This window comes from Pseudomonas sp. FG-3G, from assembly GCF_901007645.1.
GTDB classification, from domain to species: domain Bacteria; phylum Pseudomonadota; class Gammaproteobacteria; order Pseudomonadales; family Pseudomonadaceae; genus Aquipseudomonas; species Aquipseudomonas rhizophila.
The window spans coordinates 57,619-77,209 of the sequence record NZ_CAAKGZ010000021.1 but is presented as its reverse complement, the minus strand read 5'-3'; the positions used below and the strand labels follow the sequence as shown (position 1 = coordinate 77,209).

Annotated in this window: 20 protein-coding genes and 3 pseudogenes; 10 read left to right on the top strand and 13 right to left on the bottom strand. The window is 58.3% G+C overall.

Annotated features, from left to right (window positions below):
• Nucleotides 1-40: 40 nt before the first annotated feature.
• The 3 genes from mrdH to PSEUDOMOFG3G_RS12625 are packed head-to-tail and all read left to right on the top strand — an operon-like array spanning nt 41 to nt 2,331.
• Nucleotides 41-1,174: a Ni(II)/Co(II) efflux transporter permease subunit MrdH gene (gene mrdH / locus PSEUDOMOFG3G_RS12635; RefSeq protein ID WP_139050125.1), complete on the top strand. Its 1,134-nt coding sequence runs from the start codon at nt 41-43 to the stop codon at nt 1,172-1,174.
• 3 nt (nt 1,175-1,177) lie between these two features.
• On the top strand, nt 1,178-1,618 hold the full coding sequence (locus PSEUDOMOFG3G_RS12630) for a YqaA family protein (RefSeq protein WP_139050124.1): 441 nt from the start codon (nt 1,178-1,180) through the stop codon (nt 1,616-1,618).
• Nucleotides 1,615-2,331: a TraX family protein gene (locus tag PSEUDOMOFG3G_RS12625; protein ID WP_139050123.1), complete on the top strand. Its 717-nt coding sequence runs from the start codon at nt 1,615-1,617 to the stop codon at nt 2,329-2,331. Before PSEUDOMOFG3G_RS12630 ends, PSEUDOMOFG3G_RS12625 begins: the two co-directional genes overlap by 4 nt.
• 17 nt (nt 2,332-2,348) lie before the next feature.
• Here PSEUDOMOFG3G_RS12625 and PSEUDOMOFG3G_RS12620 read toward each other — a convergent pair whose 3' ends face one another.
• Genes PSEUDOMOFG3G_RS12620 through PSEUDOMOFG3G_RS12605 form a run of 4 tightly spaced genes read right to left on the bottom strand, consistent with a single transcriptional unit; the run spans nt 2,349 to nt 5,454 of the window.
• Nucleotides 2,349-2,801: a chromate resistance protein ChrB domain-containing protein gene (locus tag PSEUDOMOFG3G_RS12620; protein ID WP_139050122.1), complete on the bottom strand. Its 453-nt coding sequence runs from the start codon at nt 2,799-2,801 to the stop codon at nt 2,349-2,351.
• 14 nt (nt 2,802-2,815) lie between these two features.
• Complete coding sequence (locus PSEUDOMOFG3G_RS12615) at nt 2,816-3,142, bottom strand: rhodanese-like domain-containing protein (RefSeq protein ID WP_139050121.1); 327 nt, start codon at nt 3,140-3,142, stop codon at nt 2,816-2,818.
• Nucleotides 3,143-3,152: 10 nt separating this feature from the next.
• Nucleotides 3,153-4,517 carry a chromate efflux transporter gene (chrA, locus tag PSEUDOMOFG3G_RS12610; protein WP_139050120.1) on the bottom strand — a complete coding sequence of 455 codons (1,365 nt, stop codon included), beginning with the start codon at nt 4,515-4,517 and terminating at the stop codon, nt 3,153-3,155.
• Entirely contained in the window at nt 4,510-5,454 is a 945-nt protein-coding gene (locus PSEUDOMOFG3G_RS12605; protein WP_139050119.1) for a chromate resistance protein ChrB domain-containing protein, read from the bottom strand. Before PSEUDOMOFG3G_RS12605 ends, chrA begins: the two co-directional genes overlap by 8 nt.
• Before the next feature lie 205 nt (nt 5,455-5,659).
• Between PSEUDOMOFG3G_RS12605 and PSEUDOMOFG3G_RS12600 the strand changes: the two genes are divergently transcribed.
• From PSEUDOMOFG3G_RS12600 to PSEUDOMOFG3G_RS12585, 4 genes and pseudogenes are all read left to right on the top strand, one after another.
• Nucleotides 5,660-6,310, top strand: a complete 651-nt coding sequence (locus tag PSEUDOMOFG3G_RS12600; protein ID WP_139050118.1) for an exopolysaccharide biosynthesis protein — start codon at nt 5,660-5,662, stop codon at nt 6,308-6,310.
• A gap of 12 nt (nt 6,311-6,322) precedes the next feature.
• On the top strand, nt 6,323-7,870 hold the full coding sequence (locus PSEUDOMOFG3G_RS12595; protein ID WP_139050117.1) for a TerC family protein: 1,548 nt from the start codon (nt 6,323-6,325) through the stop codon (nt 7,868-7,870).
• A gap of 159 nt (nt 7,871-8,029) precedes the next feature.
• Nucleotides 8,030-8,376 (top strand): annotated as a pseudogene (locus PSEUDOMOFG3G_RS12590) (transposase).
• Between the two features lie 7 nt (nt 8,377-8,383).
• Nucleotides 8,384-8,571: pseudogene (locus PSEUDOMOFG3G_RS12585) on the top strand (transposase); the annotation flags it as partial.
• A 335-nt stretch (nt 8,572-8,906) separates the two neighbouring features.
• Here PSEUDOMOFG3G_RS12585 and PSEUDOMOFG3G_RS12580 read toward each other — a convergent pair.
• From PSEUDOMOFG3G_RS12580 to PSEUDOMOFG3G_RS12570, 3 genes are read right to left on the bottom strand one after another with little or no spacing between them, the layout of a single operon-like run.
• Nucleotides 8,907-10,220: a three-Cys-motif partner protein TcmP gene (locus PSEUDOMOFG3G_RS12580; protein ID WP_139050116.1), complete on the bottom strand. Its 1,314-nt coding sequence runs from the start codon at nt 10,218-10,220 to the stop codon at nt 8,907-8,909.
• A gap of 20 nt (nt 10,221-10,240) precedes the next feature.
• Nucleotides 10,241-10,984 carry a phage Gp37/Gp68 family protein gene (locus PSEUDOMOFG3G_RS12575; protein WP_139050115.1) on the bottom strand — a complete coding sequence of 248 codons (744 nt, stop codon included), beginning with the start codon at nt 10,982-10,984 and terminating at the stop codon, nt 10,241-10,243.
• Nucleotides 10,985-11,013: 29 nt separating this feature from the next.
• Nucleotides 11,014-11,985 (bottom strand): site-specific integrase, encoded by a 972-nt coding sequence (locus PSEUDOMOFG3G_RS12570; protein WP_139050114.1) that lies wholly within the window; start codon nt 11,983-11,985, stop codon nt 11,014-11,016.
• 181 nt (nt 11,986-12,166) lie between these two features.
• Between PSEUDOMOFG3G_RS12570 and PSEUDOMOFG3G_RS12565 the strand changes: the two genes are divergently transcribed.
• A complete protein-coding gene (locus PSEUDOMOFG3G_RS12565; RefSeq protein ID WP_139050113.1) occupies nt 12,167-13,168 on the top strand; it encodes a DNA-binding protein in 1,002 nt (333 codons plus the stop codon).
• 38 nt (nt 13,169-13,206) lie between these two features.
• Here the strand turns inward: PSEUDOMOFG3G_RS12565 and PSEUDOMOFG3G_RS12560 are convergent, their stop codons facing one another.
• Nucleotides 13,207-13,593, bottom strand: coding sequence for an antitoxin Xre/MbcA/ParS toxin-binding domain-containing protein (locus PSEUDOMOFG3G_RS12560; RefSeq protein ID WP_139050112.1), 387 nt, complete (start codon nt 13,591-13,593; stop codon nt 13,207-13,209).
• Between the two features lie 679 nt (nt 13,594-14,272).
• Between PSEUDOMOFG3G_RS12560 and PSEUDOMOFG3G_RS12555 the strand changes: the two genes are divergently transcribed.
• The gene (locus PSEUDOMOFG3G_RS12555; RefSeq protein WP_139050111.1) at nt 14,273-14,572 is read left to right on the top strand and encodes a hypothetical protein; all 300 of its coding nucleotides are present in this window, start codon (nt 14,273-14,275) and stop codon (nt 14,570-14,572) included.
• 160 nt (nt 14,573-14,732) lie between these two features.
• Nucleotides 14,733-14,954, top strand: a pseudogene (locus PSEUDOMOFG3G_RS12550) (DUF4158 domain-containing protein); the annotation flags it as partial.
• Between the two features lie 76 nt (nt 14,955-15,030).
• Here the strand turns inward: PSEUDOMOFG3G_RS12550 and PSEUDOMOFG3G_RS12545 are convergent.
• The 5 genes from PSEUDOMOFG3G_RS12545 to PSEUDOMOFG3G_RS12525 all read right to left on the bottom strand — a co-directional run bounded on the left by PSEUDOMOFG3G_RS12545 (nt 15,031) and on the right by PSEUDOMOFG3G_RS12525 (nt 19,590).
• The gene (locus PSEUDOMOFG3G_RS12545) at nt 15,031-15,366 is read right to left on the bottom strand and encodes a molecular chaperone DnaK (protein ID WP_011518936.1); all 336 of its coding nucleotides are present in this window, start codon (nt 15,364-15,366) and stop codon (nt 15,031-15,033) included.
• Between the two features lie 16 nt (nt 15,367-15,382).
• Entirely contained in the window at nt 15,383-16,108 is a 726-nt protein-coding gene (locus PSEUDOMOFG3G_RS12540; RefSeq protein WP_257220747.1) for a universal stress protein, read from the bottom strand.
• A 101-nt stretch (nt 16,109-16,209) separates the two neighbouring features.
• Nucleotides 16,210-17,031 carry an IS21-like element helper ATPase IstB gene (gene istB / locus PSEUDOMOFG3G_RS12535; RefSeq protein WP_139050109.1) on the bottom strand — a complete coding sequence of 274 codons (822 nt, stop codon included), beginning with the start codon at nt 17,029-17,031 and terminating at the stop codon, nt 16,210-16,212.
• Between the two features lie 2 nt (nt 17,032-17,033).
• Nucleotides 17,034-18,548 (bottom strand): IS21 family transposase, encoded by a 1,515-nt coding sequence (istA, locus tag PSEUDOMOFG3G_RS12530; RefSeq protein ID WP_139050537.1) that lies wholly within the window; start codon nt 18,546-18,548, stop codon nt 17,034-17,036.
• Nucleotides 18,549-18,657: 109 nt separating this feature from the next.
• Nucleotides 18,658-19,590 carry a porin gene (locus PSEUDOMOFG3G_RS12525; protein WP_139050108.1) on the bottom strand — a complete coding sequence of 311 codons (933 nt, stop codon included), beginning with the start codon at nt 19,588-19,590 and terminating at the stop codon, nt 18,658-18,660.
• Nucleotide 19,591 lies beyond the last annotated feature (1 nt).

The window sequence follows — 19,591 nt, the reverse complement described above, 5'->3', positions numbered from 1 at the left end:
CTCAGCCGAAGCGAATAGCAATCGGCACAAAGGATATTTCATGCTTGGTTTCAACGAGTTATTGCAATCAGGCACCGCGCAGGCCTGGCTGTACTTCCCCAGTGCCATCCTGCTAGGTGCCTTGCACGGCCTAGAGCCTGGGCATTCAAAAACCATGATGGCGGCGTTTATCGTGGCCATTCGCGGCACGGTGAAGCAGGCCGTTCTGCTGGGACTGGCCGCAACGCTTTCGCACACCGCAGTGGTCTGGCTGGTGGCCATGGCTGGCATGTACCTGGGGCAGAACCTGAATGCCGAAACCACCGAGCCGTATTTCCAGCTCGCGTCTGCCGCCATCATCATCACCATCGCCCTGTGGATGCTTTGGCGCACCTGGCGTGGCGAGCAGATGTGGCGCTTCGAGGAAGGCGATGATCATCAGCATGACCATCACCCCCACGATGAAACGCAGCGCATCGACACCGGGCATGGGCGCATCGAACTGTCGATCTTCGAAGGGGGTGTGCCTCCGCGCTGGCGACTGAATATCTTGACTGGCCATGCCTGGCCGGCTGCTGAAGTGAGCCTGCTGACGACTCGCCACGATGGACTGGCCCAGCAGTTTCGCTTCGTCGACCGGGGTGACTACCTGGAGTCAGTGGACGAGATTCCCGAACCCCACGAATTCACTGCGCGCCTGAGCCTCGGCCATGCCGGTCATTCTCACGACTATGATCTGGAGTTCCACGAGCACGGCCACGGTCATGACCATGATCATGCAGAACTGGAGGGCCTGGAGCTGTCGCTGGAGGGCTACCAGGATGCCCATGAGCGGGCGCATGCCAACGACATCCGCAAACGCTTCAGCAACCGCAACGTCACCACGGGCCAGATCATCCTGTTCGGTTTGACGGGCGGGCTGATTCCCTGCCCAGCAGCGATCACCGTGCTGCTGCTCTGCCTGCAAGTGAAAGAAGTCGCGCTGGGGGCCGTTTTGGTGCTGTGCTTCAGCATTGGTCTGGCCATCACCCTGGTCAGCGTGGGCGCTGCCGCCGCCATCGGCGCTCGCCAAGCCTCCAATCGCTGGCCCTGGCTTGGTGCCGTGGCGCGTCGCGCACCTTACCTCTCCAGCCTGCTGATCATCGGCGTGGGGGTGTACGTCGGCTTCCACGGCTGGATCGGCCTGAACGCCTAGCCGATGTGGGAGTTATCCGGCTATTTTGGCCTGTTCCTCGCTGCCTTCGGTGCCGCCACGCTGCTGCCCATGCAGTCGGAGGCGGTACTGGTCGGGTTGCTGCTGACCGACCGCTATGCCGCCTGGACACTGCTGGCGGTGGCCACCACGGGCAATGTGCTGGGCTCGGCGCTGAACTGGCTGCTGGGCCGCTCCATCGAGCACTACCGGCACAAACGCTGGTTTCCCGTCAGCGAAGGCAAACTGGAAAAAGCCCAGCAGGCTTACCACCGCTTCGGTCGCTGGTCGCTGCTGCTCAGTTGGGTGCCGATCATTGGTGATCCACTTACCGTGGTCGCTGGCGTCATGCGTGAACCCTTCTGGAGCTTTTTGTTGATCGTGACACTGGCCAAGGTCAGCCGCTATCTGGCGCTGGTGGCGCTGACACTGGGGTGGCTCGGATGAGCCCGCAGGCGCGCGACACCAACCTGGATCTGATCAAGTGGCTGGCGATGCTAACCATGCTGCTGGATCACCTGCGCTACGTCTGGCCTGACACCGAATGGTTGTTCATCGTGGGTCGCTTGGCGTTCCCGCTGTTCTGCTTGGGGATCGCAGCCAACGTGGCGCGCTCACAATCGGGAGCCTTGTACACCGATGACAACGTTCGCTACCTGGGCTGGATGGCGGCGTTTGCCGTGATCTCGGAGCTGCCCTATCGCCTGCTTTCCAGCGACAGCAGCACGATCAACGTGATGCCCACGCTGATGCTGGGCCTGCTGATCGCCTGGGGGGCGCACCACCGCGGACGCGATGGTTTTGTCCTGGCTCTTACTGGCATGGCTGTGGCAGTGCTGATCCAGGAGCGGCTGATGTACGGCGTTTTCGGCGCACTACTGCCGGCAGCATTGCTCCTGGCCATTCAGCGCACTGGCCTTGTGTGGCTATTGCCTGCCGCACTGTGCCTGCTGGCCAACAGTCGTAATCGCTGGCTTGCAGAGTGGGAGTTGCAGCCCTTTACGGTGCTGATTCTGCTCGCAGCGTTCGCCGCCCCCTTGCTCGGGTTGTGGCTGCTGCGTCGACCGAGCCATTTCAGGATTTGGCCAGTCAAGCGCTGGGGCTATTGGTTCTACCCTGGGCATCTGGCAGCACTGCACCTGATCCGCTCGCTCGGCTAGTACCAGCGGCTGCCGCTTCACATCTGCGGCGGCCAGTTATGCGACTCGCCCTGGCAGTCCTTGCACCAGGCATACAGGGCGTCGTACATGACCAAGCCGTGGCGGAGCATTTCATGGTCGTCGGCGAAGGTCTGCGACAACCCCAGCGAGATGGCATACAGCCCTGCCGACTGAGGCGTGAGATCCAGCCTTGAGGTATCGGCACCGCGCACTATCTGCGCCAGTTGCTGCAAGGCCGGCTCATCCAGCTGGTACTTGGTCAGGAATGCATCGAAGCTGCACAGTTCGCCTTCGTGGCTGAGTTCCACACCAGGGATGTCGTAAGGCGTAGCGTCTTGCTCTCGTGCCAGGCGCAGCACATCGCCACTCGGCACATAGAGAAACTGTGGCTCGGGGTCGATAAACCGGGTGATCAACCAGGGGCAGGCGATCCGGTCAATCTTCGGGCGTTCGCGGGTGATCCACTTCATGCTGCACCTCCTGCCTAGCTGGATAGGCTCCGGGTGGGCTGGCCGGCACCGTGCCAGCCAGTAAAACCATCGATCAAGTAGCGCGCATCCAGGCCCATGGCCTCCAGTGTGGCGGCGATGCCCTGGCTGATTTCGTGGCCCTTGGCGCAATAGAGAATCACTGGCCTGTCCCGTGGAACCTGATCCTTCCAGGTGAATACCTCCTCGGGATCACGCCAGTGTGCACCGGGGATTTCTGTGGCATCGGCAAGCCGAACGCTCGTGCGGCGTACATCCAGCAGGCTGAACGTCCGCCCTGCGGCCTGCCACTCAGCCAGTTCGCAGATCGAGATTCGGCTCATTCTCCACCTCTCAGTTTTGCAGCAGGTGTGCCGCCAGCCCAACCAGCGCACAAGCCACCAGCACCTGGATAACGCCACGTTTGAAGCGGAACAGAGCAACGGCTGCTGCCAGCGCGATCAGTGCTGATGGCCAATCGAAGTGGCCGGTGAAACCTTGCGGCCAGAGCACGTGATAACCGAAGAACAACGCTAAGTTGAGGATCACCCCAACCACGGCGGCGGTGATGGCCGTCAAAGGAGCAGTGAACTTCAGTTCGTTGTGGGTCGACTCCACCAACGGGCCGCCCGCCAGGATGAACAGGAAGGACGGCAAGAAGGTGAACCAAGTAACCAGGCTGGCGGCCACGGCTCCGGCCAAGAAGGCCTGATCGGCACCGAACACCTGCTGCACATACCCACCGACGAAACCGACAAAGGCCACCACCATGATCAGCGGCCCCGGCGTGGTCTCGCCCAAGGCCAAGCCATCAATCATCTGTGTCGGGGTCAGCCAGCCATAGTGGCCGACTGCACCTTGGTAGACATAGGGCAGCACTGCATAGGCACCACCAAAGGTCAGCAACGCGGCCTTGGTGAAGAACCAGCCCATCTGTGTCAGGGTGCCTTCCCAACCGAACAGGGCAGTCAGCAATCCCATGGGCAACGCCCACAGCGCCGCACCTATGACTGCCAGCAAGGCCAGGCGTGGCCAGCGAAAGCGTGCATGTTCCGGCGTCGGGGTGTCGTCATCAATCAGCGCAGGGCCGTAAGACTGCTTGGCCGCGCCATGCCCACCACCGACGCTGAATTTCTGCGGCGCGAATCGCCCGCCGAGATAACCAATCACCGCCGCACCCAGCACGATCAGCGGGAACGGCAGGTTTAGGGCGAAGATGGCCACGAATGAAGCAGCGGCTATCGCCCACAGCCAGTTGTTCTTCAGGGCGCGCGAACCGATGCGGTGAGCGGCCTGCACCACGATGGCGGTCACGGCGGGCTTGATCCCGTAGAACAGCCCGGCCACCACCGGCACATCGCCAAAGGCGATATAGACCCACGACAGCGCGATCAGGATAAACAGCGAAGGCAGCACGAACAGCACACCGGCAATCACCCCGCCCCAGGTACGGTGCATCAGCCAGCCGATATAGGTAGCCAATTGCTGGGCCTCCGGGCCGGGCAGCAACATGCAGTAGTTCAGGGCATGCAGAAAACGCCGCTCGGAGATCCAGCGCCGGCGCTCCACCAGCTCCTGGTGCATGATCGAGATCTGCCCAGCCGGGCCGCCGAAGCTGATAAAGCCAAGCTTGAGCCAGAACAAAAAAGCCTGGAACAGACTGACAGACTCGGCCTGCGGCGGAGCCTGTTCTACGGGTGGCAGTGTGGTTTCATTCATCAGAGGTCTCTTCTTTCACAAATGCCGCCAGCAGCCCATCGAAGATGGCGCAGGCAGCAGTCAGTAGGTGGTCGTCATTGAGAATGGTCTCGCGCAGCCCGGCCAATACACGCTCGATGCCGATAGCCTCGGCGGGTTGCACACCACCGACATCTAGGTAATGCACCAAAGCCGCGATACGGTTTAGGCCTGGCTCGGCAAGCGCAAAGCTGGCTTGTAGGGTTTCGAAGGTGACGCGACTGCCCACATGGCTGAAGGTCGCGCCGTCGAAATCGAACCCCAGAGCATCGGTCGGGCAATCACTTGGTGTATCCAGCCAGAGAATGCAGGCAGTCGGATCAATGCAGCGCCTAATCAGCCAGGCACTGGCCAGGCGGTCGACCCAGGGCCGCTTGCGCGTAGCCCAGAGACGGCCTTGGTAGTCGCGACGATCCAGCTGTTCGATAGGCTGATCGTGGCTGCTCGGCTCATCCTGCGACAGCGCGCGACTGATGGCCGTCTCCAGTGTTTTAAGTGCTGTATCTGTCTGTTGCCGCGCTGCCGCAGGAAAGAAATCGATGGCCGCAAGCTGCGCAAAGGCCTTGCGCAGTTTGCGTACCTGCTTGGTGCTGGTGAGGGCGTTGTCCGAAGTCAGTTGGGCCTGGCACGCCTCGATCTCGACGCGCAGCTTGGCGTAGTCCTCGCTACGGTCGAATAGCTCGATAAAACGCTCGCCTTGCGGATCATTGATTGGCAACAGAAAGGCTGTGCCATTGCTACCCAGGATGTCGCGCTCAACAGCTTCCAACGCTTCCCGGCAGGCGGGAGTGTCGGGCAGCAAATAGACCCCATCACGCAGAACCGCAGCGCCACTGCCCTTGAGGGCACGCCATGCGCGCATGCGCTCGGTGGCGTTGGCGGTCGGCAAGGCGATGATGAGGGATAGCCAATTATTCATGTAGAGTAAAATACTGATTAGGTAATAATCTCTACGCTATACCTCTATGTGGTGATTGTGAAGCCCCCTGGGCACGCCCATTCATCGGAGCAGTGCCAGCCCTACTGGACTGACTCTCAGTGAGCCAGGATTTGTAATACTCACCTACTAACGAAACGCGAATCTTCTGTGTATTCTCAGCGGCCCAAAGCAATTGCCGATTTCGATGACAACCCACCAGGAGCCTCCCAGTAGCGGCTCGCCACGCACCTCCAGCCTTCTGCGCAACTTTGTCGCCTCACACCTGCGCGAGCGCGTCACCTTGCGTGACCTTGGCGAACTGCTGGAAACCCGCGCATTCGGCTTTCTCCTGCTGATCTTCGCGCTACCCAATACCTTACCCATCCTTGGTATTCCTGGCCTGTCTACAGTCACGGGCATCCCATTGACCATCGTTGCCCTGCAAATGGTGATCGGCCTACCCAAGCCGATGCTGCCGAACTGGGTGGCGAACCGTTCCATGGCACTGAGCGACTTCCGCCGCCTGGTTGAGCGCGTCGCGCCCTGGCTGGAGAGGCTGGAACGCCTAATGAAGCCTCGTTGGCTGGGCTTCAGTGGCAAGGCCGGCGAACGCGTATTCGGGGTCTTTTGCCTGCTGCTGGCGGTGGTGCTGACCCTACCCATCCCGCTGGGCAATTTGCTGCCTGCCGTGGCCATTGCCTTTATGGCCCTGGGCATGATCGAGCGCGACGGCCTGCTGATCCTGTTTGGCAGTCTGATTGGCTGCATCGGCCTGGTACTGATCTCCGGCGTTATCTGGGCGATGGCCAAGACTGCGCTGTATTTCCTGCACAACATCTTGATTACTGAGAGCTGAGAAAATTTCCTTATGGAATGGATTGCTGACCCGACAGCCTGGTTAGGTTTGTTGACCCTGATTGTCCTGGAGATCGTTCTGGGCATCGACAACCTGGTGTTTATTGCCATCCTGGCGGACAAGCTGCCGCCCGAGCAGCGTGATCGCGCACGGGTGATCGGCCTCTCGCTGGCCTTGATTATGCGCCTGGGTCTGCTCGCCAGCCTGTCCTGGCTGGTAACCCTGACCGAGCCGCTGATCGAGGTGTTCGGCAAGAGCTTCTCCGGACGCGACCTGATCATGCTGTTCGGTGGTGTGTTCCTGCTGTTCAAAGCCACCATGGAATTGCACGAGCGCCTCGAAGGGCATGTCATCCAGCAGCGCGGCAGCACAACCTACGCCCTGTTCTGGCCTATCGTGGCGCAGATCGTGGTGCTGGACGCGGTGTTCTCGCTGGATGCGGTCATCACCGCCGTGGGCATGGTTGAACATCTGGAAGTGATGATGATTGCGGTGGTTATCTCCATCGGTCTGATGATTATTGCCAGTAAGCCGCTAACGGCATTCGTCAACGCCCACCCGACCGTGATCATGCTCTGCCTGGGCTTTTTGATGATGATCGGCATGAGCCTGACTGCCGATGGTCTTGGCTTCGAGATACCCAAAGGCTACCTGTACGCGGCCATTGGCTTCTCGATCCTGATCGAGATGTTCAACCAGATATCGCGTTGGCGGCGCAAGAAAAACCTTCAGGGCGAGCGCACTATCCGCGAGCGCACGGCGCATGCCGTACTGCGCCTGATGGGCGGACGCCACGTTGGCGTTGATGAAGTTGGCGAAGAAATTTCAGACATGCTGGGAGAGCAAAGTGTCGATGCCGTATTCGGGCGCAGGGAGCGTGTGATGATCAGTGGAGTCCTTCAGTTGGCGGAGCGTCCAGTACGTACGGTGATGACCGTGCGCACCGACATTGACCATATCGACCTAGCGGATAGCTACGATGAAATTCGCCAAGCCTTGATGAACTCAGCCCACTCGCGACTGGTGGTTATCCGTGATGGGCAAATCGATGAGCCGCTGGGCTATGTGCACAAGAAAGAGCTGTTCAAAGAACTGCTGACCGGCAACCGACCTAACCCAGAAAACCTGGTGCGCGCCTCGCTCAATCTGCCGGAAACCTGCTCGATTCTGAACGCGCTGGAGTTGATGCGCGGCGAATCCACTCATATAGCCTTCGTGGTCGATGAATTCGGCGGATTTATTGGCCTGGTGACGATGACCGACATCATGGAGTCGATTGCGGGTGAGCTACCCGATGCCAGCGAAATCGAAGGCCCGGATGTGGTTGAGGAAGATGGCGGTTATCTGGTCAGCGCGGCCTTGAACCTGAACCTGCTGCATGAACGAATTGGCTTCCATGCCAGGCCAACCGACGACTATCAGACCCTGGCCGGCTTCGTTATCAACCTGCTGGATCGGTTGCCGGTCAAGGGCGATCAACTTGCGTTCGAGGGCTGGCAGCTAACGGTCGCCGAGGTGCAGGAGCGCCGGGTTACCCGTGTATTGATGCACCGAGCCTGATAAAGAGTTTTGAAGTCCTGACTCAATTTGTGTCGGCCTCAAATCCAGGACTTCGTTTGCGCCCCGGCATGTCCGGGGCTTTTTATGTCTGGATACATACTTAGATCGGATGTAGCTTAGAGCTTGTTCACGATCTTTTCGCGACGGGATAATTACCCGATGCGAAAGACTCAATACCCGAGCGACGTGAGTCGCGAACAATTCGAACAGATAAGGCCGCTGCTAGAGAGCGTGCGCAAGAAGACTAAGCCCAGGTCAGTAGACCTGTATGAGGTTTGGTGCGCCGCGTTGTACCTGCTCAAGAGTGGCTGATGCTACCGACTGACTACCCCAAGTGGCGGACGGTACACGCCTACTTCAGTCGTTGGAGTGAGCCCGATCCAGAACGATCCTTCGCCTGGCTCGAGAAGTGTCGTCGGTTGTGGAAGAACTGCGAGCGCAAACTCAATACCAGCTTGCAGTTCATCCACTTGGCCTTCCTTGTGCTGCTGCTCAAAAGATCGTGAACAGGCTCTTAGTGACTTACGTGCCTACCTAGTGGATTTCTCCAGCCCCATCGGACGCCCCTCGATTGACCCGGAATTGATGGTGCGCATTACTGGTCGTCGGGTACTGCTACGGCATCCGTTCAGAGCGACAATTAATTGTGCGAAGAGGTGCACCTGAACCTGGTCTATCGCTGGTTCTGCCGGCTAAAGCTACTTTTTCAACAGAGTCGGCCTTTCTCTGCCAGTCGTCAGTACGACGTGCGATGGTCAAGTCGAATGCAGGCACGTGGTCAGCTGGAATGCAATTTATTGGTCAGCGGTTGTGCAAAGCGTTGGTTCCGATCCCATTCGCAGCTCGAACCGCTATCGGAACGAATTTCCGTCAGCGTGGGTTTATAAAGTGGGCCAAAAATTCAAATTCTATAGTCGCTCTATAATCACTTTATAATCGACTATAAAAGGCATTATAGAGCGACCCGGCAGCCTGGCAGAGGCCAGCAGAACCATAAGCCGTGATCCGCTTTCGCGTGTGACCTCATTGATTGCGATCAGCTTTCGGGCTTTGCCTTTTTCACTGGCGGCAGAAAAAACATTGGCCTCTGTGGCGGAGCAATCAGTGTGTCAGTGGACTTGATACTTGTGCCCTTGCGACGTTTCGTTTTCCCATCCTTGTCGACCGCAAGCACATCACCTGTAGCGATCGCCATATCCAGGGCCTGCTTTACACGTAGCTCGTCCGCCATAGTGTAATTCGTCAGCCCGGTCATTAGTCCGCGGAACGGCTGCCGCTCACGATCATAAATCTGCCTGGGGAGGAGCTCTGAGAGCTCGCCACGGATACGGTCGTCCGTAGCATCGTCAAAGTGGTGTTCATCCAAAAGAAGATCAGGCTGCCCAGTTACGGCGATATCGCGATTGGCGTCGTAACCGAAAAAACTGGACGGTGACAGCATATGGGAAAAATTATTGCCGTACTTCCAGTGAATCTTCTTCATCACATCGTTAGCACGGTAGTTGTTTGCCAGGTGGATAAACCAATAGGCCATCGGGTTGTTGCCGGCTGGGCGGATGAAAAAAACCGTCATGTACTCCGCGCCGCTTTCTTGCTTGATGCCCTCTGACAGAAAGCGCTGGATGATGTATTGCCAGTTTCGAGGCTGATGAGCCTTCAAATCCTTCAACGTGCTCCATGGCACATGGTGATCTAGGCCAATATTGGAAATGGCTTTGCGATTGGCTTGTCGGTCAGCAAGGTACGTCACCAGAAAGTCGACGTTGAACGTGAGCAGAACCTCGGCACTGCTCAGGTTCTGGAAGATCCATTTGATTCTGGGGAAAGGAACGTCGCCGTATCCGTACTGATCCAGCAGGAAGAGCACACGCTCACCTTTACCGAACTGTTTCAGCTTTTGCGCGATGATTGGCAGGGCCTGGGTGAATTCGGCGCTGTGTAGGTGTACATCTTGACCCACTCGAGGAGCATGACCTCGAGTGGCCAGCACAGCATGCAGGCAAGCAATGTTCTCAGGCTTCACATCCACGAAGTGGTGCTGTGAGCGTATGGCGCGGGGCTTGATACGATCCTGGTTATTACGCACTTCTGATTCTTGAATGGCTTCCAATGCAATTACTGGAGAGCCGAAGTGGGTACCGCCAGCGCCGTCATGGTAGATGCCACCACCGCTGAAACCATCAACTATAGACAATCCCAATTCCGGCATCTGCTGATTTCGCATCAGAACATCGATGTAGGCCTGTATGTACTCATCGATAATCTGATGTTTGATCTTGCTGTGCGGATCAATGGTGGGGAACGTCTGAGTTAACCAGTCCCAACGATACTTCTCGTCATCCTTGGCCATCGCTATTCCTTATTTTTGTGTCAGGCGAGATTGAGCAGCGGAATTTCATCCCAGGTCTGGCCGTTCAACAGCCGCCCGTTGGCCTTTTTCGAGCGTTTTACACCATCGGCGCCCCAGCCACCCCATTGCTTGAAGAAAAAGGCTGAGTCGGAGGCATCGCACTGCTTATGGATACTGTCGACCCACTCTTGCTTCATTGGTCGAGCCTTGGGGCCAGACTCACCGCCAACAATCACCCAATGGATGTCGGTCAGGTCCAACTCCCCCAAGTCTTCAAGTAGTGGCTCAACAGAGAGAAAACGAATCGTGGCGTCTATACGGCGTAGGCAGCCGATCCTGGGCACTCCATATTCGCGATCCTCGACCGACACACCCAGCCACGCATTCGCAGGCGGAGTCCGAGTACTGAAATATGTGGCCAAGCGTTCGGCGCGCTTGGTGAGTATCTGAAATGTGTGCTGAGACGCCTTGCGAATCACCTCGAAAACCTGATCGATGTAATCGTCTGGTACGTGTTCGTGGAACAGGTCGGACATCGAGTTTACGAAGTAGATGGTCGGCTTCTTACGCTGTAACGGCTCTTGAAGCTTCTCCGGTCGCAGGCTCAGACGAAATCCATTTTCATAGCCGGGTGTGCCCATCGCCTGTAGCCGGTGCGCCATGTTCTCGGCATAGCAATGCTTGCAGCCTGGCGAAACTTTGGTGCATCCCACCACGGGGTTCCAAGTCATTTCAGTCCATTCGATGCTTGTCTGTGTACTCATTGCACAGTCACTCCTGTCCTGCGTCGATGTTAGTGAGAAGCTGGTATCTGAGTCAAAGTGCCAGCATTGATTTCAAAGGTGGCGCTGGCTGCTAGGCCGCCAAAAGAAATTGCGGGATCGATATAGCGCATGGCTGATTTGATGTCCTTCCAGCCCACGTAGGTCATCAGTGCCTTGAGATCCCAACCATTGGCCGTGGCCCAGGTGGCGAAGCCGCGGCGCAGCGAATGGCTGGTGTACAGCTCAGCCGAGATACCTGCGCGCTGCAGTATCTGGCGTAGCAGGCTGATTAGGCTGCCGGGGTGCAACGCCTTGTCGTTCAGGTGCCCCCAGCGATCCAGTCGGCGGAACACGGCCCCGCGTGCCATGCCGGCGACACTGATCCAGTCGAGATAGGCTTGTACCGGACAGAGGCGTTTCAGGGCTGGGGCGTAATGGGTCGTGCCAAGGTTTTGCCGATCACCCTTGCTTTGCGGCAAGAATAAAGTCATGCCGGCGCCGGCCTCGACATGAACATGTTCGACCTGCAGACGGCAGAGCTCGTCGCTGCGAAATCCCCGCCAGAAGCCGATCAACAATAACGCCATGTCGCGCCTGCTTCGCATCAGGCTTGCCAAGTCGCCCGACTGCCGAGCGCGTTCGGCCTCCTGACTCATCCACTGAACCGCCTGCTCTAAGTGCTGCAACTGCAGTGGGGCTGCCTGCTTAACCTGCGCCGGATGCAGGGTGCGGATGCCCTTGAGCACCTGGCGCACTGTGGGCGTCTTGGTCGGATCGGGGAAGCCCTGGCTGATGTGCCACTGGGCCAGGGCAGCCAGACGCTGTTTCATCGTACTGAGACTCAGGGTGTCGGCGTAGTCCACCAAGTAGCGCACGATACTGTCGCCGGTCGCCGGCAGGAAGCCGCCCCAGGTCACCTCGAAGTGTTCGACGGCCGACTGGTAGCTGCGGCGGGTGTTTTCCCGCGTGCCAGCTTGCAGATAGCGCTCGATGTCCTTCATCGCCTGGGTTTTGCCCTATATGTACTGGGAAACGAACGCGAAACAGTCATTTTCGTCCATCTAATTTAATAAGCCTCGGTTATTTTATCTTATCTAACCCTTAAAATCTCGCTTTACTTCATGCAAAATTAATATGTAAATACGTGGTATGTAATACATTATGAAATAGTAGGAGCAAACCATGGCCCGCGGCGGCATCAACAAGGCGCTGGTTCATAAAGCCCGCCAGGCCATCCTGGCACGGGGTGACAACCCCAGCATCGACGCGATACGTGTCGAATTGGGAAATACTGGTTCGAAAACCACCATTCACCGCTATCTGAAAGAGCTCGAAGACGCAGACAATGGCCGGAATGCGACCGCAATGCCGCTCAGCGAGCAGTTGGCCAACCTAGTGGCCCAGTTGGCGGATCAGCTCAAGGAGGAAGCGAAGGCCGGCGTGGCTCAGGAGCGCGAGCAACTGGCACGGGAACGACTTGATTACCAGAACCAAGTTCGGCAGGCCGAAAGCCGTGTCCAGCAGTTGGAAGGTCAGTGCGCTGGATTCACGGAGCAGCTCCAAGCTGCACAGCAAGCACTGCAGCAGGAGCAGCAGCACCGCCAGCAGTCCGACATAGAGAATGCCCGCCTGCAGCAAGCCAAACACGACCAGGAAGCGCGCCTGCGAGACCGCGACGAGCAGATTTGCTCGTTGGAAGATAAGCATCAACATGCTCGCGATGCCCTGGAGCACTATCGCCAGGCCAGCAAGGAACAGCGTGAGCAGGAGCAGCGCCGGCACGAGTCGCAGGTGCAGCAACTACAACTGGAACTACGGCAATTGCAGCAGACCCTGATCGTCAAACAGGACGAGTTGACCCAGCTGAACCGCGACAATGCGCGCCTGCTCGCAGAGTCGCGGCAGTTGCAAAAAGAGCAGCATGCGCAGCGACAGCTACTGGCGCAGAAGGTTCAGGCCTTGGAGTCCGCCCAGAGCGCGTTAATCGGCACTGAGCGCGCGAATGAAGCCCTGGAACAGCGCTGCAGCACATTGCGGGAGGAAGTGTCACGGCTGAGCGAGACCTCCGCGACCCAGGCGCAGCAAGTGCAGAACCTGCAAGAGCGCTTGGCCGAAGCTGCCATGCACCTGAAGCTATTAGGGCATATGCCGCTCACTGGCAGCGGTAATGAAACCGGTACATGACCCAGTGTTTCCAGCTCGAAGACCGCCCTCGTCAGGGATCAAACTGGCAGTCCATATTCAATCGCACGAATAGCCTGCCGCACGGCGCGCGTACCAAATTCGGTTGCCAGTAGCTCGACCGGCTTCTCATTGGACAGCACGACATTCGGTGCCGTTAGCCAGCGGAGCGTACCTCCTAGATCACCTTCGTGCAGTTCCAATAGCGCATCGAGGATCTCGATAAGACGACAGAACATCTCACCTGCCTGCATAGACATCACGGTACTGTCGGGGGACGCAGTGACCCACTCCGCGATCTGCTCCGACGATCGTTCCAACTCGCTTGCCAAATCGGATATCAACGAAACCGGCAGGCCAGCCAGCACAGCGACGTGCAGATAGTAGTGACCTTTCGGCAAACCCAGTCTTTCGTGGAGCCTGCCCATAACTGCCCCCAGAATAATTGGCCTTTTGATAATGCCATCTTGGCCCCGAGTTTACGCATGATGGTCTCGAACCATCCGCACCGTAGCTTCGTGACAGACCAAATGAACACTACCTGAAGGCGGCTCGTCAGGGCATGGGGGCTTTGGCAGTGACGCTTTGATCGGTGTTATTATTGAAATCTGCCCAAGAGCTTCCTCTCCCGGGTACGTATACCGGTGATGAAACTTGGTTTGAGGCGGTCTCGTTGAGGCCGCCTTTGTCACTTCTGGCGGGGCTTCAGTACTGAGCAGCACACCGTTGTGTTGTACGCGTCGAAGCGCAAAGCCTCGACCATGGCTGTTTGCAGGCCTTCCTAACCCGGCATTTTCTCCAATTCTCTGATCTCGAGCCGGCCACAAATTGCGGGAATTATCTGCAATTATCTATGTCGAGATAATTGCAGATAATTCCGCGGTTCGTGGCCAGCCTGAAGACAGAAAACGTACCAACAAGTTTGAATCAGAGCACCTGCGGACAGCGGACCAGAGGCTTCATACGCGTCAGCGACAGCAACGACCTAAGGGAATTGGCCGGTGGCTCAAGCCGCTCTAGGATGGGCTTTATAGTTGATTATAGAGCGATTATAGAATCCGTTCTGAACGCCTGATTGGCGCTGTCCACTTGCTGGTGGAGCACGGCATGCGCCGCCCGTGCAGCATGAAATCCCTTCCTGAAACCATAATCGAACACAGCATTCTTCTCCCAGAGGAAGGAGTGCTAGCACCGAAAGAGTTTCTCCATTTGGCTAGTCGAGCGGCCGTGGACCAGGCCTTCTCTCGATTGACCAAGGTAGGGCGGTTAATGCTGGTCTCACGCGGCCTCTATGTAGCTCCAATCATCGGCCGCTTCGGCAAACGTTCGCCGGCGACAGCGAAGGTAATCAGCGCGCCATTCCTGAAGGAAAAACCTTTACAGAACAGAAGCCTACAGCACAAATGAATGAATTTTCTCCTTATCTCGGCATGATCCCGATGAAGTTTTGGATGAGCTGCTTCAGCAAATGCATGCGTTAGCCAATGACCATCAGTGCATGCTCGAAGTGATGATCATGGATCCCGCCACTGGGGCGACATGGGACTAACCGACGCGAGGGAGCGCCATGAGCAGCCTGCACGAAACAGCCTACCCAAGGCTGAAATCCGAAATCACTGAAAAGGAGTTGCAGGAATCCTATACACCCTCTGACGCTGAGCAGCGCTGGGCTCGACCGGCAAAAACTCCGGTAGCGCGGTTGGGCCTGTTGCTTCACCTTAAGCTCTTTCAGCGTCTAGGCTATTTTCTGTCCCTGGCGGCGGTGCCACGGGAAATTGTTGAGCATGTTGGGGTCGCCTCAGAAAACGGAAAATAAAGCACGTTAAGGCAAAACGGCTCCGCCGTTGGGCATCAATACGGCTTTGTCATTGACGCGCTGTCGCGCATTCCTGGCAGAACACAACAGCAGGATCGGCGTTCAACAGTTCCGGCTCCAAATCACTGTGACAGGCGCAGCACAGCCCATAGGTGCCAGAGTCGAGGCGGGCCAGCGCAGCTTCGACCTTGCGCTTGCGAATGGTCAGCCGCTCCCGCAATCCTTGGGCAAGAGCCTGTTGTTGGAGGGCGTCGATACGCGACACCCTACCGACACAGGATTGATCCAGCTCGACCGGCGCGGCGGACTGTTGAGCCTGCTGGATTGCCTCAACGGTTTCCCTTTGCTCGATCAGCAGTCGAGCGCGGAACTGTTCCATGTCCATTGAGGCGACTCCTTCGCTATCGCAGTAGAAGCGTGGGGATGGTCGAGGAACGCAGCAGGTCAGCGGTCTTGCTGCCGAACATCAAAGTGCGCAGCGGCGAGTGACCGAATGCGCCCATGATGAGCATGTCGATGGACTGCTCCTTGACCGTCTTGGCGATGATGCTTTCCGCATCGCCGGGGATCAGTGAGGCGGTGACGTCGAAGCCAGCCGATTCCAAGGTGGTCTTGGCCCAATCAAGCTGCTTGGGTGCATCCTGGCTTTTCTTCCCCGACATCAGCAGGATGATAGGCAAACCTCGGAACAGCGGGCTGCCAGCGACCATTTCGACGCCACGCCGGGTCACGACACCGCCGTCGAAGGCGATCATCACGCGCTGCGGCTCTTTGAAGCCTTCGGTCACGGTCAGGATCGGTTTGTGCAGCGAACGTACCACCCGCTCCACATTGCGGCCCAAGTCGCGCTGTGTGGCTTCTGCGGCTTCGCCACGGCGTCCGAGTATCAGCAGGCGCACGCCGTCTTCCTGTTCGGCCAGCGTTGCTTCAAGTTCGCCGTGCCGCTGGCGAACATCGACCAGCGCGGCACCGGCAGCGGTGGCCCGTTCGCGCAGTCGGTTCAGGAAGATGCGGCCTTGCTCGCGAGCATTCTTGGTGCGGGCCTCGTCTTCGGCGGTGAGCTTGGTCAGCAGATTTTCCTGGGCGTCAATGCCGATGGCTGTTGGCGCCAATTCAAATTTGACCACCTGTGCCAACTGAATTTTGACCAGGGATCGAAGGCCGGGTTTGTGGTGCCCGGCTGTGGATAAGTGTAGTGTGTTGGTGGTTTTCTGTTCCCCTTTTGATGTCAGAACGGCTCACTGACTTGGTCGTCAGCGGGTGAACCCATGATCGACTTCTTGGCCTGCTCTCTTGCTTTTCCCTGTGCCTTGGTTCGCTTGGAGCTGTGCCGGAATCGGTAAGAGTCGTTGCCCGTTTCGATGATGTGGCAATGGTGGGTGAGCCGATCGAGCAATGCCGTGGTCATCTTGGCATCGCCAAACACGCTGGACCATTCGGCAAACGCCAGGTTGGTGGTGATCAACACGCTGGTGTGTTCGTAGAGTTTGGACAGCAGATGAAACAGCAAGGCCCCACCGGCCTGACTGAAGGGCAGATACCCTAGCTCGTCCAAAATCACCAAGTCCATGTTCAACAACGTGGCTGCCAGTCGTCCCGCTCGGCCTTGCGCCTTCTCCTGCTCCAGCGCATTGACCAGATCCACTGTTGAGTAAAACCGCACCCGCCTGCCATGCTGCGTGATGCCGGCCACGCCCAGTGCAATCGCCAAGTGGGTTTTGCCCGTTCCAGGCCCACCGATCAGAACCACGTTGTGCGCCTGCTCGGCAAATGAGAGGTCCGCCAGCTGTTTGATCAAGGCCTGATCCACTGGGGCCCCCTCAAAGTCAAAGCCCGCGAGATCGCGGTGCAAAGGGAAGCGTGCGGATTTCATTTGGTGAGCCACTGAACGCATGTGACGTTCAACGTGCTCGGCACGAAGCAAGTGCTCCACCAGCCAGCGCGAGGTTTGCATCCCCACACCATCGCCTTGAGACTGCAATTCAGCCCATGCCTGTGCCATGCCATGCAGGCGCAAATTCTTGAGTTCAGCCAGTACATCCGTTTGCATGGTCAAACTCCCTTTGCAGCAATGGCTCTGTCGCGCAGTTGGTCATAACGTGTGGTGTCGGCCAGAGGTGCTACTTTGAGCGTGAGTCCGGTGGCCACCGGTGGTGGTCGCTGCGGGTCTTTTAGTCGGGCCAGCACATTGACAATGTGCTCCACGCTGATTTGCCCACTGGGCGCGGCGTGCTCCAGAACAAGCTCCACGGCCACGACAACCGCCTCCAATCCCGATACAGGCACCAGGGCCAACACATCGGCCATGATGCGGTCGCCTCCACTGCGACTGATCAGTGCGCGACGCAGACTGGCCAACGGCGCCGGTAGATCCATAAAGGGTGTGCCGTTGCGCAAAGCGCCAGGCTTGCGTTGCACCAGATCGATGTAGTGTTGCCAGTCGTAGGCCGTGTGACCACGGTCAAACAGTCGGCCATGACTGGCCACAAGGGCGTCTGCAGCCACCACATCCACGCGCATGGGGTACAGCCGGGTACTGACCATCTTGCCGGCCCATTCGCAAGGCACGGAATAACGGTTGCGTGCCACCGTCACCAAGCACGTGCTGCTGACCCGCGCCACCCTCTCAACGTAACCATCAAATGGTGTGGGCATGCCCATCAGGTGCTCGCGCTCCAGCATCAGCACCTCGGCAATGCTGGAGTGTTTGTGGTGAGGATGCTGTGTATCAACCCAGATCGATTTGCAGCGCTCGCCCAACCAAGCGTTTAACTCGGCGAAGCTGCCAAACTTGCGCTCACGCGCTTCGATCCAAATGCGCCGCCGACTGTCCTGCACGTTCTTCTCCACCACGCCTTTCTCCCAGCCGGAGGCCACGTTGCAAAAATCAGGCTCGAACAGGTAATGGCTGCACATGGCCTTGAATCGAGCATTGACCACTCGACCTTTGCCTTTGGTGACCTTGTCCACGGCCGTCTTCATGTTGTCGTAGATTCCGCGCCGGGCCACGCCGCCTAAGGCCGCAAACGAGCGCGTGTGCGCATCGAACAGCATTTCATGCCCTTGGCTGGGGTAGGCCACCAGCCAGAAGGCTCGGCTGGCACAAAGCTTCAGATGGGCCGCCTGCGCCTGGTAGTACACCCCACCGACCACGATCCCTTCCTCGCTCCAATCGAACTGGAAGGCCTCCCCCAACTCAAAGCTCAACGGTACGAAGGCACGCGTGACATCTTTGCCGCACTGCTCTCGCCAATCACGGATGAAGTTGGTCAGCGTGGTGTAGCCACCTCGATACCCTTGCGCCTGAAGTTGGGCAAGTAAAGCCCGCGCGGTACGCCGATGCTCCCGCGGGCGGTGTGCGTCAGCTTTGAGTGCTGAAACCAGCGTGCTCTCAAACGGTGTGAGCAACGTGTCTTTGCCCTTGCGTCGGTATTTGGGCTCAACGTCACTGTCCGCCCTGAGCCACTTCTTGACCGTGTTTCTTGACAGCCCTGTGCGCCGAGCTATCTCGCTGTGTGTCAGTCCATCGCGCATCTTCATGCGCCTGACCTTGCCTATCATGTCCATGGTGATCACCTCGTCTTGCTCCTGCTGAAAAATGCAGCAGGAGCGTGATACACCCTGGTCAATTTTGGGTTGGCACAACCCTCAAAAAATGGTCAGTTTTCGGTTGGCGTCAACAGTTGCCGTCGATGCGCATCTCAATCCGGTCTCGCAGGTTCAGTTCCGAGGCGCCCGTCGGCGCATCGAACAGGTACTGCACGTCGCCGCCGATCAGGAGCGAGGCGCTGTCGGTCAGAACTGGCAGGAACACCACCCGTCCGGTCGCGGCGGTCTGCCTTGCATCGTGCGATGTCCTGCCGGAGGCCGGTCCCGTCAGGAAGGCGCCGGCCCACCATTGCCGGTCGTTGGCGGTAATGCCGAAAGCGGAACGCGTGGCTCCGCCGATGCCGGCGGCGACTTCCACGGGCGCGGCTCGCTCCATAAAGGTGATGTTGTTGTTACTTGTCGCTCGGTCGAGCATGTAAGGCACGCTGAGAATGCCGCCCCAGATCTTGAATGGTTTGAAACCGCTATAGGTAAGGTAACCTTTGTCGAAGACCGCGCTGGTGGCGCCGCCGGACCCGCCGCCCTCAAAGACGAGGTTGTACTCCCAGTCGTCCAGGAACGTGCCGATAACGCCAAACTGCGCTCGGCGCGCGATCGCGCCGCCGACAAGGTCCTGCGGCGTCGTGGCTATGGTGTTCGGCCGGTAGTTGTAACCGCCGAAGTCGAGCTGCAGGCGGCTCGTGAGAGAGATGCAGTTTCGTCCGTCGGGGCTACAGATCGTCGGCCGGTTGCTGGAGGACACCCGGACGCTAGGTGCGTCGGCGGGCGTCGCCGTTCTGGCCGCAACCACCTGTTCGGCGGCCCCTCTGGCTTCTTCCCGCCCCTCCGCAACGTCCCCTTTCAGGGTCGCGACTTCGTTCTGCAGCTTGCTGATTTCCGCCTGCAGCGCCTCCAGCCGGGCGCTGACGGAATCCTGTGCGACAGCGGGCCCGCAGGCGAGGATCACAGCGACAGCCGCCGTCGCCGTGAGTAGATTCCGCATCGCTTCACGCAATTGCATC

What these genes read in the sequence shown, in the direction of transcription:
- mrdH (WP_139050125.1), top strand. Translation starts at nt 41, where the DNA reads ATGCTTGGTTTCAACGAGTTATTGCAATCAGGCACCGCGCAGGCCTGG.
- PSEUDOMOFG3G_RS12630 (WP_139050124.1), top strand. Translation starts at nt 1,178, where the DNA reads ATGTGGGAGTTATCCGGCTATTTTGGCCTGTTCCTCGCTGCCTTCGGT.
- PSEUDOMOFG3G_RS12625 (WP_139050123.1), top strand. Translation starts at nt 1,615, where the DNA reads ATGAGCCCGCAGGCGCGCGACACCAACCTGGATCTGATCAAGTGGCTG.
- PSEUDOMOFG3G_RS12620 (WP_139050122.1), bottom strand. Translation starts at nt 2,801, where the DNA reads ATGAAGTGGATCACCCGCGAACGCCCGAAGATTGACCGGATCGCCTGC.
- PSEUDOMOFG3G_RS12615 (WP_139050121.1), bottom strand. Translation starts at nt 3,142, where the DNA reads ATGAGCCGAATCTCGATCTGCGAACTGGCTGAGTGGCAGGCCGCAGGG.
- chrA (WP_139050120.1), bottom strand. Translation starts at nt 4,517, where the DNA reads ATGAATGAAACCACACTGCCACCCGTAGAACAGGCTCCGCCGCAGGCC.
- PSEUDOMOFG3G_RS12605 (WP_139050119.1), bottom strand. Translation starts at nt 5,454, where the DNA reads ATGAATAATTGGCTATCCCTCATCATCGCCTTGCCGACCGCCAACGCC.
- PSEUDOMOFG3G_RS12600 (WP_139050118.1), top strand. Translation starts at nt 5,660, where the DNA reads ATGACAACCCACCAGGAGCCTCCCAGTAGCGGCTCGCCACGCACCTCC.
- PSEUDOMOFG3G_RS12595 (WP_139050117.1), top strand. Translation starts at nt 6,323, where the DNA reads ATGGAATGGATTGCTGACCCGACAGCCTGGTTAGGTTTGTTGACCCTG.
- PSEUDOMOFG3G_RS12580 (WP_139050116.1), bottom strand. Translation starts at nt 10,220, where the DNA reads ATGGCCAAGGATGACGAGAAGTATCGTTGGGACTGGTTAACTCAGACG.
- PSEUDOMOFG3G_RS12575 (WP_139050115.1), bottom strand. Translation starts at nt 10,984, where the DNA reads ATGAGTACACAGACAAGCATCGAATGGACTGAAATGACTTGGAACCCC.
- PSEUDOMOFG3G_RS12570 (WP_139050114.1), bottom strand. Translation starts at nt 11,985, where the DNA reads ATGAAGGACATCGAGCGCTATCTGCAAGCTGGCACGCGGGAAAACACC.
- PSEUDOMOFG3G_RS12565 (WP_139050113.1), top strand. Translation starts at nt 12,167, where the DNA reads ATGGCCCGCGGCGGCATCAACAAGGCGCTGGTTCATAAAGCCCGCCAG.
- PSEUDOMOFG3G_RS12560 (WP_139050112.1), bottom strand. Translation starts at nt 13,593, where the DNA reads ATGGGCAGGCTCCACGAAAGACTGGGTTTGCCGAAAGGTCACTACTAT.
- PSEUDOMOFG3G_RS12555 (WP_139050111.1), top strand. Translation starts at nt 14,273, where the DNA reads ATGCGCCGCCCGTGCAGCATGAAATCCCTTCCTGAAACCATAATCGAA.
- PSEUDOMOFG3G_RS12545 (WP_011518936.1), bottom strand. Translation starts at nt 15,366, where the DNA reads ATGGACATGGAACAGTTCCGCGCTCGACTGCTGATCGAGCAAAGGGAA.
- istB (WP_139050109.1), bottom strand. Translation starts at nt 17,031, where the DNA reads ATGCAAACGGATGTACTGGCTGAACTCAAGAATTTGCGCCTGCATGGC.
- istA (WP_139050537.1), bottom strand. Translation starts at nt 18,548, where the DNA reads ATGGACATGATAGGCAAGGTCAGGCGCATGAAGATGCGCGATGGACTG.
- PSEUDOMOFG3G_RS12525 (WP_139050108.1), bottom strand. Translation starts at nt 19,590, where the DNA reads ATGCAATTGCGTGAAGCGATGCGGAATCTACTCACGGCGACGGCGGCT.